We start from the raw sequence: 16,291 nt of genomic DNA, 5'->3' as shown, positions 1-16,291 counted from the left end.
CTAGGAGTAGGTGGGGGGAATGTCGGCTTGAGGGGGGAACTGTTGTTGCTTCTGATTCCCGCTGGGGACCACTAGGGTGGGACAGGGGGAATGTTGAATGACGTACTTACTGACACTGCCTAAAATCAGGGTTTGCCAGACCTCTTTTTTGCCATTGCCCACCACGACTAAGTCTGCTGACCACTCTTGAGCCAGATAGGTCAGCAGAGGTCCGGGACTGCGGCGATCGAGGCGGTAGTCACACATTACATCTACCCGAGCTGCCTGTTCACAGAGTTGTCGTAACCAGGTTCTAGTTTGTTGCAGGTGTTTGACTTGTTCTGACTGCTGTGACTCATCGAGGTTCAGGCGACTTTGTAACCCGACACCCGCGTCTAGGAGGCTGCCGAGTTGCTCGTGGACATCTAAGTTGAGGCAATGGATTAAGCGTAACTCGGGCTCCTGCCGGTCTTGGGCGATGGCCAGGGCCTGATGGAATACCTTTTCGGCTAGATCGGTGTGGTCTAACCCCGCGAGGATACGATAGGGTTTCATGCTTCTCCTTGGAGGGTAGTCGATGCCCCGAGTATCAAGAGCTTTGGGGGGGTCTAAATACTCAGGACACGTGTTTGACTGGCTATCTTAGTCCGGGAGATCGGTGACCGCTCCGAGGCTACTCGATGAGACCAGTTTGGCATATTTTCCTAAGACACCCCGAGGATAGCGGGGGGCGCGAGGGGTCCAGTTGGCGCGACGCTGACTCAGTTGGGCCTCCGAGATATGCAGTTGGAGCGATCGCTCATAGGCATCAATGGTGATCATATCCCCTTCTTCCACCAGGGCGATCGTCCCTCCCACAGCCGCTTCCGGGGCCACGTGACCCACAACCATGCCATAGGTCCCACCGGAGAAACGGCCATCGGTAATCAGGCCCACGGAGTCTCCTAACCCAGCGCCAATGATAGCGGAGGTGGGGGCTAGCATTTCCCGCATCCCAGGGCCGCCTTTGGGTCCCTCATAGCGAATCACCAGGATATCCCCGGTCTGGATTTTGCCGTCGAGGATAGCTTTGAGGCTCTCTTCTTCCGATTCAAACACCCGCGCTGGCCCGGTCATTTTGGGGTTTTTCACGCCGCTAATTTTGGCGACTGCCCCTTCTTCGGCTAAGTTTCCTTTGAGAATCGCTAAATGACCCTGTTGATAGACTGGGTTCTCCCAGGGACGAATCACCTCCTGATTGTCGGGGGGAGTGCTAGGAACATCGGCTAATTGTTCGGCAATGGTTTTGCCAGTGATGGTGAGGGCGTCCCCGTGGAGTAAGCCATGGTCTAGGAGCATTTTCATCACCTGGGGGATGCCTCCGGCTTGGTGGAAGTCCACGGTGAGGTATTGACCACTGGGTTTGAGGTTGCACAGTACGGGAACGTTCTGACGGATAGTTTCAAAGTCGTCTAGGGTAAGTTCCACGCCGATGGCGTTGGCAATGGCCAGTAGGTGTAACACGGAGTTGGTGGAACCACCGACGGCCATAATGACGGCGATCCCATTTTCAAAGGCTTGGCGGGTCAGGATCTGTTGGGGGAGTCGCTGCTGACGAACCGCATCAATCAGGACTCTGCCGGATTCTTCCGTGCTATCGGCTTTTTCCGCATCTTCGGCGGCCATGGTGGAGGAGTACATTAAACTCATACCCATAGCTTCAAAAGCAGAGGACATGGTGTTGGCGGTGTACATCCCCCCACAGGACCCGGCCCCTGGACAGGCATTGCGTTCAACTTCTTTGAGTTCCGCATCGTCGATTTTGCCGGCGCTATGTTGCCCCACGGCTTCAAAGGCGCTGACGACGTTTAAGTCCTGGCCGTTATAATGACCGGGTTTGATGGTTCCCCCATAAACAAAAATCGCGGGGATATTGAGACGGGCCATGGCAATCATGGCCCCGGGCATATTTTTGTCACAGCCACCAATGGCCAGGACTCCGTCGAGGCTTTGGCCGTTACAGACGGTTTCAATGGAATCGGCGATGACCTCGCGGGAGACGAGGGAGTATTTCATTCCTTCGGTTCCCATGGAAATGCCATCGCTGATGGTGATGGTTCCAAAGACTTGGGGCATTCCCCCCCCTTGGCGAACCCCCATTTCGGCTCGTTGGGCCAGGCCATCGAGTCCCATATTGCAGGGGGTGATGGTACTGTAGCCGTTGGCAACCCCGATAATGGGTTTGGAAAAGTCCTCGTCGCCGAAGCCAACAGCCCGTAACATGGCTCGGTTAGGAGTCCGGGAACTCCCTTGGGTGACGACGTGACTGCGAAGATTGTCGGACATGGTCTGATGTTTTCTCTCAATGAAAGCGTATCGAGGATAGGCGATCGCACCGGGGCGGAACAAGCGCCTCCCCAGGGGGAAGGGTTGAGTTCCCCTGAAGACACTCAATCCTATTTAGGATATTTGTTCAATTTGATTGTTTCATAAGACGTGGGGGCCATGCTAGATGCCAAAATATATTTAATCGAGTTGATTATAGTTTAGGGGGCAAGTCACCCAGGATGAGAGCCGATGAACTCTTACAGCGATATGCAGACGGAGAACGGGATTTTCGTGAAGTCGACCTCAGTCACGCCAATTTATCTGGGCAAGACCTCAGTGGGGCTAATCTACGACAATCCGATTTAACGGGGGTAGACTTCCGGGGGACGAATTTGCGTGGGGTAAATCTGCGGGAATCCCAGTTACGGGAGGCTAAACTGCATCGGGCTAATTTACAGGATGCCAATTTAATTTCCAGTAAGTTACTCCATGCGGATCTCTCTGAAGCTCAGATGAGTGAGGCAAATTTACGGGGGGCGAAGTTGGTGGGGGTGTCGTTACAAGGGGCGGATTTGACGGAGGCCATTTTGAATGAAGCGGATCTCAGTCAAACCAATCTGGATGAGTCCACGTTACGAGAGGTGAATTTAAGTCGCTCAAATCTCTGCCGAGCGTCAATGCGAGGGGCGATTTTAGAGGGGGCTAATTTAACGATTGCTGTACTCACAGAAGTAGACTTGGAGAATGCTAACCTGATGAAAAGTATTTTGAATGGGGCTAATTTAAGTCAAGCGAATTTGATGGGGGTTGATTTGAGTTTTGCTAAACTCAGTGGGGCGAATTTGGCGGGAGCAAATCTCACGAAAGCACAGTTACGGGCCGCCAATTTGAGTTGGGCGACCTTGCGGGGGGCGAATTTGACGGGGGCGAGTTTATATCGGACTAAGTTGAGTTGGTCGAATTTAACGGGGGCAATCCTCAATGATGCCATTCTGATGAGTGCTAAGATTTATAAGACCAATTTCCGGGATGCGGAACTGTTACAAACGATTATGCCGGATGGGAAAACCTTTGGGGATAATCGGGAGTAGTGACGGGGTCGGCACAGTACAGATGGGTTTAGGGTGAGAGTATGGTTAGAGGGATTGATGTTTCTGATTACCAGGGAACCGTGAATTGGCCGGCGGTGGCTAGGGCGGGGATTGAGTTTGCGGTGACGAAGGCGACGGAGGGGGGAACGTTCGTGGCGGATTCGTTTACCCGCAATTGGTCGGGGATTCGCTCGGCGGGGTTGGTACGGGGGGCGTATCATTTCTATCGCCCTCGCACGGATGCTCTGGCTCAGGCGAATTTGTTTTTGAATATCGTCAAGCTGCAACCGGGGGATTTACCGCCGGTGTTGGATATTGAGTCGGATGATGGGGTGGAACCGGAGCGGATTCGGGCGGGTATCCGCAGTTGGCTGGTGCGGGTGGAGGAGGTGACCCAGCGTCGACCGATTTTGTATACTTATCCGTCGTTTTGGGAACGGTTGGGGAATTGGCAGGATTTTACGGATTATCCTCTCTGGGTGGCTCATTATACGACGGCTGAGCGGCCGTGGATTCCTGGGGGCTGGCGGACTTGGGCGATGTGGCAGTTTACGGACAGCGGTACGGTGAGTGGGGTGACGGGGCCGGTGGATGTGAACTCGTTTAATGTGATTCGGGCGGGGAGTCAGAGCATGATGGTGGTTCAGGTGCAACGGTTTTTGCGAGCGAAGGGCTATGATATTGGGGCGCTCGATGGGGTATTTGGACTGAAAAGCCAAGAGGCGACTCGTCAGTTTCAGATGGCGTTGGGATTGACGGCGACGGGAGAGATTACGTCGCGAACTTGGGCCTATCTACTGGATGCTACGATAACGGGCAACGGGAAAGACCTAAAGCCACCGGAGTCGGATAAAACGATGCCTACCCCCACGGATGAGATTAAGTTGATTGATGTGATGAAGTTCTATCAGGACTTACCCCATCAGGCCCAAGCGTTGAGCTGGTTACAGAGTCGGCTTGAGGGTGGGGTACTACAGGAGTTTGCTCGTCGTTGGCGTAATGATTCGTCGAGTACGGCGGCGATTCAGTTGGTGGATGTGGCGAAGTTTTATCGTAATCTGGCGAGTCAGAATCAGGCGTTGCAATGGCTGGAGGGACAGGTTAGTTCGGGGATGAAGCAGGAGTTTGCTCAGCGGTGGCGATCGCCCCAGCAGTTTCGGGAGGCGCCGATTGTCTTGGCGAATGCGGCGCAATATTATCAAGGGATGAGTCATCAGAAGCAAGCTTGGCAATGGCTCCAGGAACGCCTGAGTCATGAGGATTTAGCTGAGTTTGCTCGCCTGTGGCGCCAATAGGGTTCGTTTATCATTTAGTGTTGTGAGATGAGAGTGCGAGATTAGAGATGGATAAGTCCCCGAATTTTACACCCCATGAGGCGATCGCTCAGACGGAGATTGCGATCGATACGTTTGTGACGGCGAAACAGAAGCGTCTATTGACGGATTCGCTGTATACGTCTCTCCATGGACAGCCGTTCTTGATTGAAAGCAATATCGGCATTCTCCACACTCAGGGACAGCCTCTGGTGGCCCCGGATCTGATGTTGAGTTTGGATATTGGTGAGGATTGGTGGACGCATCGTCATCATCCCTATTCTCTGTGGGAGTTTGGCAAGTCTCCGGATTTGGTGATGGAAATTGTTTCAACGACGACGGGGGATGAGTTGGGGGCGAAGCTCAGTGTGTATGAGCGGTTACGGGTGAGTTACTATGTGCTGTTCGATCCGGAGCGGCTGCTGGGGGGCCCCCGATTGCGGGCGTTTGAGTTACGGGGTAAGTGCTATTTTGAGATTGCTAAGTTCAATGAGCTGGATAAGCCGATTTGGTTGGAGCAGGTTGGGCTGGGGTTGATGTTGTGGCAAGGGGAGTTTGAGGATAAGGATGGCCTCTGGTTGCGTTGGTGTGATCAGCAGGGGAATATTTTGCCGACGGGTTATGAGTTAGCTCAGCAGGAGTTGTTAGATCGCGAGGAGTATGAGAAACGGGCGGAACGGATTGAGTCGCAGTTGTTGCAGGCGAATCAACGGACGGAACGGGCCAAGAAGTGGGCCCAGCGGTTGGGGGAACAGTTGCGGGCGTTAGGGGTTGATCCGGATACGGTGTAGGGGGGGGAATCCTGAGCTGGGGGGTGAGGGCCTGAAGAGAGCAGCAGATGTTGATGGGTTCAATTGATGTCTGTGGTGAAGCCTCAGGTGAGTGTGATTATTCCGGTTTATAATGGCGGGCGCTTTTTGGGGGAGGCGATCGCCAGTGTTTGGGCGCAAACTTATACCGACTGGGAGTTAATTGTGGTGGATGATGGCTCGACGGAGGCGATCGAGCCTCTGATTGCGCCCTATGGCTCGCGGCTGCGCTATATTCGCCAGGAGAATCAGGGGGTGGCGGTGGCGCGGAATCGGGGATTGGAGGTGGCGCGAGGGGAGTTTATTGCTTTTTTGGATCAGGATGATTGGTTTGAGCCGGATAAGTTCGAGGTTCAGGTGGCGGCGTTGCAGGAGTCGCCCCATCTGGGGATGGTGCATAGTGGTTGGTTTGTGGTGGATGCGGCGGGAGAGCGGTTATCGACGGTGAATCCGAGGGAGGGGATTCCTGAGTTGGATTTGGCGGCCTGGCTGTTGTGGAAACCGGTGTTTTTGGGGGCGATGCTGTTTCGGCGATCGGGCTTTGAGGAGGTGGGGGGGTTTAATAAAAAGTGGGAAAAAACTCCGGATGTGGCCCTGGTATTGCAGTTAATACTCAAAGGATACCGAGCGGACTGGGTTTCTCGGCCGACGGTTTCCTATCGCCAACATCCGGGCAATGCTTCGCGGGAAACGCGAGTGCAGGTGCGCGAGTGTAAGCAAATCTTAGATGAGATGTTTGCTCATCCTCATCTCCCACCAGAGGTGCGGGGGCTTGAGTCTCAGGCTCGCTATAACAATCTAGTTTGGAGTGCTTGGCGGTTGTATTCGACGGGTGAGTTTTCTCTAATGACGGATTATTTGAGGAAGTCTTTAGCGTATAGTGAGCAATCTCGGACGGAGACGATTTTGGATTGGCTGCGTTGGTTTGAGCAGTATGAGGCGGAGTATGGGCAAGTTTTTGATTATAAAATTCTAGTTAAAAAACTTATAGACCTGACCTAATACTTAATTAATGGCCTGGTTAATTCCATTTTTAAAGTTACGACAGAAGATATTCATAAGTAACTACTAGCACACCTGCTGCTATTAATGTTGATTCTAATTATAAAAGACCATACCTTATACCATATACCATTTTTCAAAAAGTGTGCCATAGATGTCCGTAGGGGCGAACCGCAAGTGGCGCGCCCTCTCGGTGTCGGATGTCTGGCAGGCATATCGAAAAATGGTATTAATTAAGATAATTTAGATAGTCGACAAAAATCCCAAGTTTCCTGCTTTCATCTAGTCCCTGATACTCTTGATTTTTCAAATATTTACGATCTGGAAAAAGTTTAGTTCTATTTCCAAAGTACTCTTCAAGCAATCTTTGATTTTCTACAATAAATTTTTCTTGGAATTTATTTAAGTCATCACTTTCAACTACTAATTCTTTGGTATTTACGTTGTAATTAGATATCCAAAAATAATTTCTTTGCTCCAAGAAATGCCTGATTGTTTTTAGTTGATTTTCAGAAATTGCCGTTTTATTTATTTGTTTTTTAAATTCAAAAAAATCCGGACACAAGCTCTCATTTTTGATTTTTGGAATGGGCAATCCTGTAACATCTAAATCTAGAGACTTAAAAAAATTTTCTACCAGCTTACCCGAATTTATTAAATCTTCAAAAATTAGCAATTTAACTTTTCCAAATATTTTTTCCCATAGCTTAATTTGTTGGAAATACTCAAAATAATACCAGTGTTCGTCCAAAAAATCCAAAAATGTCTTGCTGTACCTTGTTGCTTTTACTGATTCTTTATATAAAGACATAGCAAAATCTGATTGCCTACGAATTGTGATAATAATTTCTACTTTATTTACATGATCTGCAAAACATTGTTTTAGAGACATAATGTACTTTTCTCTTGCTTCCCAATACGTATTAGATTTTTGAGCTACTGTTTTTTGTCCATAAAAGTGGCGATAAAAAGGTTCAGCGCTCAAAAATACATAGTCATATTTTTCACCTATTTTGATAACCTTTTCAAAAAAGCACTCAGCAGTTTTAGCATCAATTCTATTATTTTTTTGCATGGCCAAGGCATGAGCTATATGATGATGTCCATAATGCTCTTTTTTGCCTAAAATACTATATCCAGGATAAAAGAAACCTTTCATCTTGAGTTTCTCTTCATTAGACCTCGCAAACTTTTGAATCGAAGTTGTCCCTGTTTTGTGAGTTCCGATGTGTACAAATATTTTTACCATTGACATTATTGAGATATAAAGTACATAAACTTTACTAGCACCCAAAAAAGTGATTAAATTATGTATTTATAACTTAATCACTTTTTTGTTATTCAAAAGCTAGCTCATGAAACTTAGATACAGATTTCCAAAAACTTGCATCCATTTCCTGGGGACAGAACAACCAATCTCTATTTTGATAGCTTACATCTCCATTAATAGTATTTTGAGCTATGCCAAATTCAGGTTGTGCTATATGATAAAAAGTATAGTTAAGGGGTCTCAGCACCTCCATCAAAGCATTTTCAGTTCGACCTGGAAGCACTTCACAAATAATAAATGGATGGTTAGATTTTATAAAATTGATACCACCAGCAATCACATCTGGCTCTGTTGACTCAGTATCTATTTTGATTAAAGTTGGTAAAGAATGTGTTTTACAGATTTTATCAAGAGTGTCAAGTTTGACCTCTACTATTTGTTTAGAAGGTCGAAAACCTTTACGTAGTGAATTAGAAGCATCACTGCGCTCGGATATATAAATTGGTGCAACACCACATTTATCACTTAGTGCAATTTCATGTAAAAAAACATTATCAAAATTATTAATATGTATCAAATTCTTAAATATTTTTGCCAAATCTGGAACAGGTTCAAAAGCATGAATAACAATATCCGGAACTGCTTTTGAACAAATTAGCGAATAAATTCCAATGTTTGCTCCTACATCAAAAAAAACTTTTTTGGGTGATTGTTTGAGGAGAGTTATACATGTGGCTAGCGTTAATGATTCATAAGATTGAAGTCCATATTGCAGTACTGTTTTTCCAACAACTGTCTGCTCTGCTCCTGAAATATTGAGGAAGTTACTTCCTACCAATCTGAGACTTTGATTTAGCTGAATTAATGACATAAAATTACTCCAAGTTTTATGATTTTTTAATGCAAGTAAAGCAGAAATGACCGCATACAGATAGTTTTCTAATTAGTACTTGGCGGTGGTTTCGTTGAGTGTTTTGTCCCCAACACTCTATTTCAAGATTTAGGGGCGATTCCTCGTTAAAATACTTGCTGTAAGTTTTAGGCCGCCCTTTATATGTCCGATTTATTAAGGTCTTACCATCAATACCAGGCCTAATTTCATGTAATATTAAACCTGCCTCTTGAACAATTTCCTTGAAACCATAGGGGGTGAAATTCCATAGCTGAAATGAATGATAAGGTTCCAGATGTGAAGTGGAGCCGACAAAATAACCACTAGGTTTCAGGACACGAACTATACTGTGCAAAAGTGCCTCTGGATAGCGAACATGCTCTAGCACTTGACGACTAAACAACAAATCCACACTATTTGATGGCAGTGGAATGTTCACTCCATCAAATTCCATGAATGTTGCATCGCTACGTTTCCGTTTTCGAACCTCTGGAGAATCTGCAATATCAATTCCAATCCAAGTCAATTTAGGTAAGAACTCTCTGAAGAAATCAACCGAGTTTCCTGCTCCACACCCCAGATCAATAATAACTGATGTTGTTGGTAATCGATCCAAAACCTGCTGTACCATCCACTCTGCAGTGACTTGATGTGAGTGATCATTGGGTACATAGTCTTTCATTTCATTCCACATTAGGATATTCCTCCCAAAACACGGCTAATTTCTTGGCGAAGGCATGCAGAATTTATTTGCGCAGGATTGCAGATATTCCACAAACTAATGCCCCATTTTTGTTGTAAGTATTTTTCGATATTTGCAAGAGCATCATCGTTTCCACCATGTTTATTAAATGTTTGATAAAGCGATACCTCCGGTTCTCGTTCAGTTACAGAAGAGAACTCCTGAATTAATGTATCATTTAGGATGAATGACGGAACACGAGCAAGAAGTGTATGAGTCTTTAACCAGAGATCATCCGCTTTCGGTGCATAATATTTGGCTGCATCAATATCTCTCACAGCAGGATATAAATGCAGTGGTGAATATAATACACCATCCTTACCTGTTGGAACATTTAACATTGAAGGATTCTCAGTGATTTTTTTCTGCCATTTTCGATATGGGATTAACATTTTATTCTGAAAACTCATAACTCGTCCACGAAATCCTATCACACAACGATGCTTTAAGTAGCTTTCGTAAAGTTGCCATAGCCACCACGGAGGATAAGCCGTATCATCATCTGCGGTAACAATGAGAGTATTGTAGAATTGGTTTAAAGGTTGCCTGTATATTTCATCCATAACAGGAATAAACTTACGGTATGGACCAATATTTTTCACGAATTTAATAAAAAAGCGATCAGGATTTTTTCCTTGTAGTGAAATTAAATTTGGTGTAATTTCGGAGCAGCCTTTATCAATTAGGTACGGCTCTTTTGACAGATGCAAATGAACCTCATAAGCATCTCGGGGAAAATCTTGATTTAGCAATGAATTGATTACAAGGTGAATGTGACTTATTCGAGAATCAATGCTTGTAATGCTAATAATTATTTTGTGCATGATAGACCTTATTGAATACTTTGGATTACATTTGAATTTGAAAAATACCAACTAAAGTAGGTTACTGGAGCATCGTTGGGATCCATCGCTCAAAATCTGTGTACTTTTCCTTTCTTATGGGTAAGTTTTTCATGACTTCACGCCAAACTTTGAGAGCACTTCGGAAGTAGTACTCCTTACATGAGGAGACGGTGTTCATACCACCACGCATCAGCAGTAAAGGTTGTGGTATAACCTCTATGGAATCAGACGAATAGTACCGTTGCATTCTTAAACGAAACTCTACGTCACCACGAGTTTTAGTCGGAATAAAAAATCCAATATTATCAAAAACTTTTTTATGACATACCAGGGAAACAGGGGCGTCTCCTAAAATTTCGTTAAAATCATTACCATCAATCATGATTCGCGAATTTTCACTAATTCTGATATGGTTGGTGTAGGTAGCAATTAAACCAGAATTATGGAGCATAGACCACAATTGAAACTCTAATCTTTGAGGATGAGAAACATCATCATCATCTTGAATGGCAATAAAATCTCCTTTAGAAATTTCTATAGCTATGTTACGGGAAGCATACTGACCAAGATTTTTTTTGTTTCGTTTATAGGTAATATTACATATATTGTACATGCGCATTTTTTCGGATAGCAGCTGGATCATCTGACTATAATTATCTGATGAGCAATCATCAATAATAATGATCTCTAGATTTCGATAGCTTTGAAAAATTATTGATTTTAACGAAAGCTCAAGCAATCTTATGTCTGGGTTATAAGTCGTGAGGATAACAGAAACTAAGGCCTGGCTATCTTCTTCGAAAGTTGGACGATAACTATGAAGATTCTTAGTCCATTGTGTTAAGCTTGCTTCCATGTAGTCAGCAAGGTCAGAGTATTTAGAAGGATGAATAATTTTATAATGAAAACCTTTTCTTGCAAGATTTTCATTTACATCATTTATGAAAGGTATATCAGATCCAGTAATTGCTAAAATTCTATGCTTTTCATTATCACTCATACCTATTTCTTTGTAATTTTCCGTCAACCAATTTAGCAATCTAGGATCGAAACAATTGCTATATAGCAGCAACATAAATCTAGCTAAGATAATCTCGCTGTCAACAGTTTCTTTATCAAGCATTTTAAGTTCTGAAATAATTTCTTTATATATATTTTCTGAAATATATGAGCTAGTTGGAACAGTCCGCCGTAAGTCTCGAACAAGAGAGATTAAATCTTTTTTAGGTAATTCAAAGGTGTTTTTGACAATCCCCCAAGTTTTGGGTAGTTCAAATTTTGCATTTGATGATCTATTGTCTATGGCGTTATGGATCGCTAAAAAAGCAATGCTATCATATGTGTTAGTGATTTTTGCTAACTCAATAAGTGTGGGTAGAGACTGGGATAAATCAATAGCTTTTAAAAAACTATGTCGTAACCCTCGCCATAAAACCACTGTAGGACTATGTCTAGAAACCATTATATCAAAGGCTGGCTTAAAAATCTTTGCTAGTATATCTGAAGAATTTTCTTCAGATAATTCAAAGAGTAAATAAATACAAGAATCGATTTTTCTTAGTAGTATTTCACCGATATGTTCATCGGTTGTAATTTTAAATTCAGAAATGACAGCTTCTAAATAAATCTGTAACTTTAATCGGAGTGAGTTTTGTTTTTTTGATAATATAAAAATGTCTAAAATTCCTCCAATCAATCGTCTTTGTCTTTTGGCTGAGCTACAAATATCATCAATAAGTAAATCAACATTTTCTTCTATCTTTTGCATATATATATGCTCAGTTCCATTCAACAATTCTTCGATCATGATTTTTAGTGATGGTACTTCTATTTTGGGTTCAAATTTTTTATTGAATAACTGTGTGTTTTTAATGAGTTTGACAAAATTTTCGGAATTCCAAAAAAATCCAGACCTAAAGAATAGGGAAATCAAAGATGAATTTGAGTCAATTTGTAAAGTTTTCCAATAGCCACCAGGTATTTCATCTTTCTGATCAGCTATGTCTTTTGCGCAATTAGCTAATATTAAAAGTGAATTCAGGTATTGATTATTAGAAAGTAAAAAATCTCGTGTTTCTGATGAAACTTTCAAAATGTGAATTACACTTTTTTGCGAAATTTGTTGAAACAAGAAGAGCTTTTTGCCAAGTGTTTCAATAGAATCTCCATGGCTAAAAATTAACAACGGTCTTATGAAAGATTGGGTTGATTCAAAAATTTCATTACTAGATACATTAATTACTTGATCGCTACTAGATTTTGCATCCCAATTCTGTTTTTCTGGTTTCAAAAATCGAGTCAAATTCAAACAACATGAAGTCACCGGCTGCTGTAACTCCACCAAATTCTTCTCAGCCAGAATCGCCTCATAAAAATGCCCCGAATCCTCTAGAACTTCACCCAAGCAATGATGAGAAAAGCGGCCGTTAGAATCATCATTCATCTGCACTTGCTCAAACCTTCCCTCAGCCCTGAATTCCGATCTAACGAACTCAATAGCAGGGAACCTCTGCAATAGGCAAACCCACTCATCCAAAAAATCACAACCCGGTACTGCCAAAACCTTAGTTACCAGCCCAGATAACGACTCTTCAGCTCCACCAGTGGCCACCGAGGTACTATTATCAAACACCCGAAATCCATCAAAAGCTTTAGCTAGACCCATCGCAATGCAAGTCCAGTCTTGACCCAGCAAATCTAGCAACGGCGGCAACTGCTCGCCAGAGCTAAACAACATCCCTAAATCTAGTGGCTCCGAGACCTCAACCCTACTTAACTCCTCATTGTCAATATCTACAATTACTCGTGCATCCCACAGTAGCTTGTATAACAGACCCAAAATTATATTGGGCATTCGAGGCTGAGACAGATGCACCACCTCATAGGGATGAGCGAGAACCAAGGCCAATGCCTGCTCAAGAAACTGCTCCTCATCGTCAACCTGTATCTTATGACAAGGAATCTCTGTCTCTTGAATTGGCTGCGACACCTGTCCTTTAGACTGAGGAAACTGACTGCTAATTAACTCAACTTGAGCGAAACCGCTATACAACTGTGCCAAAGTATAGGCACAGTCCGCTGCTATCTGGGACAACTGCTCACTACAGACCCCCACCCGAGGGCGCGGCTGCCCGTTTACTGAGGCTTGCCTTATCCATCCCAGATGGTCTCCGACAGCGTCAACCACAACTCCGTCCTCAGAACCCGACCAAACTGCTACTAAACCCGGTTCTATCTCCAGTTTCTCACTCATTCCCCGGCGAATCTCATCACCCGTGCGAGCTACATTCCAAACCCGTACCTCGGATAACTGACCATCCAGGAACTGATGCAGACGAGAACTCACCATCAGATGCACTGGAGCCTCAGTCTGCGCCACGCCAGATTCCTGCCCCCAGTCCTGTTCTCCCTGCAAGACACCATCAACATAAACCTGTCCAGACTGCCCAAGCTTCCGCACACAAGCAATGTGAACCCATTGATGCAAACGAATCGTTTCTTGTGGCATCCAAGTTACAGGGTTAGCACAGCCTGTCCCCCGGCCATAGTACCACTGGCCCCGCTCCCCATCCTTGATGCGCAAACAGAACTCATTTTGCTCATCACTGACAAATTTACCTACAAGATTTGTCCAATTCTGCGGCCACTCCCTCAAACGCAACCAAAATTCAACGGTCAAATCTCCAGTAAGACTTAACTCCTGACGATGAGGAATGTCTCCATACATCCCCAACTCCGGCCGAAAATCGAGTACCGTACCTTCACCTGACCCTGGAGCCATTTGCCAATACTGCTGCCACTCCTGAGCAGACTCGGCCCAACGACCTAAGCCCATCAACGCCAAGGCCCGTTGCCGTCTGACCAAGGCATTCCCAGGCTGAAGCTCCAACAGTCGCTCCCATTCCAGCACCGCCTCATCCCAACGCTCTAAGCTTGCGAACGCCTCAGCTAAACAGCAAGACAACTCGGGACAGTTCCACCCGAGCCCGATCGCTCGCCGCCACTCCACGATCGCTTCCATGGGGCGTTTGGAAGCCGCTAAAGCTTGTCCTAAGCCAAATAAAGCCTCTCCCGACTCCCCAAACTTTAACAGGACTTGGCGATACTGTTGGATGGCTTCGGACCACCGGCTCAACTGCTTCAATATTTCAGCTAAAGCTAAGCCACAGTCAACCCCCTGGCTCAATTCCCAACTGTGACGATACAACCTCAAGGCTTCATCAAGTCGCCCTTGTCGCGCTGAGCATTTTCCGAGATAAAAGTAGCCTTGTGGCTGATTAGGTTGTAACTCTAGATTCCGCTTTAAACATGCCTTGGCTCGCTCTAAGTCAATTCGGCTCTCCAGCAACGCCACTCCCAAAGCCAAATAGCCCCCAGGATAGTGCGGATTCAGAGACATTGCCGCCTCCAACACCGCCGCTGCTCCCTGCCAATCTTCTAAACCTAGGAGAGCTTCACCCCAGAAATAGCGGCTCCAGAAGAACTGGGAATCTAACGTCACTGCCTGTTGCAGATAGGGAATCGCCGCCTGCCAATTCTCCCGAGCGACCTGAGCGCGCCCGGCATAATAATGAGCTTGTGCCACCTGAGGATTCAGGGCGATCGCCGCCTCCGCCTGGAGCAATGCATCTTCCCATTGTTCCTGTTCACAGAGGAGTTCAGCAAACCCCAAGCGTAACTCAAACCCATTGGGGGCAAAGGTGAGGCCACGACGATATAGGGCGATCGCCTCTTCGAGTAACCCCTGGTCTTTCAAGGTTTGAGCAAAACGCTGTTGCGCTAAGACCTGTTCCGGCGCAGACTCCGCTAGACGATGATACTCAGCCATCGCCCCTTGCCAATCTTCTAACTTCGTCAAGACCCGAGCATAGCCCAAACGAGAAATCACCCGTTGCGGTTCCCGCTGCAAAATCTGCTCATACATCTCCCGAGCCGCCGGCCAGTTCTGATGATGCGCCAAAACCTCCGCCAGATTATGCCAAGCATCGGTCAACTGCTCATCACGGGCGATCGCCTCTCGATAATAGCGCTCTGCCATAGACCAGTCTCCCAAGCGCACCCAGCGATTCCCCAAACTGAAATAGTCCTGCGCCTGGCCTGACTCCGGTTCCAAATTCAACACCCGATGCCAACAACGCACCGCTTCAACTTCATTCTCCAACTGTTCCCAAACCCCAGCCAAGGCCCGATGTAATGCCACTCGTTGCGGTTGGTATTGCAACGCTCGTCGGAAACATTCGATCGCCCGTGGCCACTGCCGCTCTTGAGCATAGAGATTACCTAAATTCCCATGCACCTCAGCAAAATCAGGCCGTAAACGCAGGGCCTCCTGATAACTCCGCTGCGCTTCTGGGAACCGTCCCATTAGCTGTAAAACATCCCCCAGCAGTTTGTAGAGACTCGCTGTGGGTTGAAGGGTCAGAGCTTGTTTGCAAGTCTCAATACAAGCTTGCCACTGGCGCTGTTGTCCATAGGTGAAAGCTTGAATCTGTAACTGCTCAAAACTCTCGGGGGACGCCATCTCCTGGTTAAAAGAATCCCGCCCAGACGGGTTCTGAGTCTGGGGTTGCCTATCTTCATTGACTGCCTGTTTATAGGCCGCGATCGCCTCTCCCCAACGTTCTTCCGTCTTTAGCTGCTGAGCCAGAGTTAACCATTCTTGCTGAGAGCTGGCCTCTATGTCTTGACGTGACGTTAATTGAGTTGGAGTCTTAGGTTTTTCAAACTCTTTAGAAACATCCTTATCTTGAGTCGTCTTTTCGGACCCCACAATGTTGGGTTGCCCCAGGGCAAGTTCTTTAGAAGGCTCCTGTTGCCCCTCATCAGTCGCAGGAACAACCGTATCCGGAGGCATTAGGGTTAACCCCCCCAATTCATTATTGTGGGTAAAAAGTGGAGTTAGCCCCAAGAGGCCGGGAGGTGTGCTCATCGAACCTTAAGTTCTCTACGATTGGCGTACTAATCGGATCTACGAATCCCTCCACTGCGATCCGGATGTTCTGCTAAATTAGCTCCATCCCGTTTAAGCACTGCCTAGACTA

11 protein-coding genes are annotated in these 16,291 nt (G+C 45.8%); 4 read left to right on the top strand and 7 right to left on the bottom strand.

From position 1 onward, the window contains the following. Both NEA10_RS03350 and ilvD read right to left on the bottom strand, forming a co-directional pair. The gene (locus NEA10_RS03350; RefSeq protein ID WP_252663808.1) at positions 1-534 is read right to left on the bottom strand and encodes a universal stress protein; all 534 of its coding nucleotides are present in this window, start codon (positions 532-534) and stop codon (positions 1-3) included. A gap of 87 nt (positions 535-621) precedes the next feature. After that, positions 622-2,304 (bottom strand): dihydroxy-acid dehydratase, encoded by a 1,683-nt coding sequence (gene ilvD, locus NEA10_RS03345; RefSeq protein WP_252663807.1) that lies wholly within the window; start codon positions 2,302-2,304, stop codon positions 622-624. Positions 2,305-2,525: 221 nt separating this feature from the next. Between ilvD and NEA10_RS03340 the strand changes: the two genes are divergently transcribed. The 4 genes from NEA10_RS03340 (at position 2,526) to NEA10_RS03325 (ending at position 6,501) form a co-directional block, all read left to right on the top strand. After that, positions 2,526-3,377, top strand: a complete 852-nt coding sequence (locus NEA10_RS03340; RefSeq protein ID WP_252663806.1) for a pentapeptide repeat-containing protein — start codon at positions 2,526-2,528, stop codon at positions 3,375-3,377. Positions 3,378-3,418: 41 nt separating this feature from the next. Beyond that, positions 3,419-4,672, top strand: coding sequence for a GH25 family lysozyme (locus NEA10_RS03335; protein ID WP_252663805.1), 1,254 nt, complete (start codon positions 3,419-3,421; stop codon positions 4,670-4,672). 47 nt (positions 4,673-4,719) lie between these two features. Continuing rightward, positions 4,720-5,481, top strand: coding sequence for a Uma2 family endonuclease (locus NEA10_RS03330; RefSeq protein ID WP_252663804.1), 762 nt, complete (start codon positions 4,720-4,722; stop codon positions 5,479-5,481). A 66-nt stretch (positions 5,482-5,547) separates the two neighbouring features. Beyond that, positions 5,548-6,501, top strand: a complete 954-nt coding sequence (locus tag NEA10_RS03325) for a glycosyltransferase family 2 protein (protein ID WP_252663803.1) — start codon at positions 5,548-5,550, stop codon at positions 6,499-6,501. A gap of 229 nt (positions 6,502-6,730) precedes the next feature. On the opposite strand, the gene NEA10_RS03320 is transcribed toward NEA10_RS03325, so the two are convergent. From NEA10_RS03320 to NEA10_RS03300, 5 genes are all read right to left on the bottom strand, one after another. After that, positions 6,731-7,756: a hypothetical protein gene (locus NEA10_RS03320; RefSeq protein WP_252663802.1), complete on the bottom strand. Its 1,026-nt coding sequence runs from the start codon at positions 7,754-7,756 to the stop codon at positions 6,731-6,733. Positions 7,757-7,838: 82 nt separating this feature from the next. Further along, positions 7,839-8,642: an FkbM family methyltransferase gene (locus NEA10_RS03315; RefSeq protein WP_252663801.1), complete on the bottom strand. Its 804-nt coding sequence runs from the start codon at positions 8,640-8,642 to the stop codon at positions 7,839-7,841. 16 nt (positions 8,643-8,658) lie between these two features. Further along, positions 8,659-9,357 carry a class I SAM-dependent methyltransferase gene (locus NEA10_RS03310; protein ID WP_252663800.1) on the bottom strand — a complete coding sequence of 233 codons (699 nt, stop codon included), beginning with the start codon at positions 9,355-9,357 and terminating at the stop codon, positions 8,659-8,661. Next, positions 9,357-10,229 carry a glycosyltransferase family protein gene (locus NEA10_RS03305; protein ID WP_252663799.1) on the bottom strand — a complete coding sequence of 291 codons (873 nt, stop codon included), beginning with the start codon at positions 10,227-10,229 and terminating at the stop codon, positions 9,357-9,359. Before NEA10_RS03305 ends, NEA10_RS03310 begins: the two co-directional genes overlap by 1 nt. A 61-nt stretch (positions 10,230-10,290) precedes the next feature. Then, entirely contained in the window at positions 10,291-16,179 is a 5,889-nt protein-coding gene (locus tag NEA10_RS03300) for a tetratricopeptide repeat protein (protein WP_252663798.1), read from the bottom strand. Between the last annotated feature and the right edge of the window lie 112 nt (positions 16,180-16,291).

This window comes from Phormidium yuhuli AB48, from assembly GCF_023983615.1.
Classification (GTDB): domain Bacteria; phylum Cyanobacteriota; class Cyanobacteriia; order Cyanobacteriales; family Geitlerinemataceae; genus Sodalinema; species Sodalinema yuhuli.
This window is presented reverse-complemented; position numbering and strand designations above follow the sequence as displayed.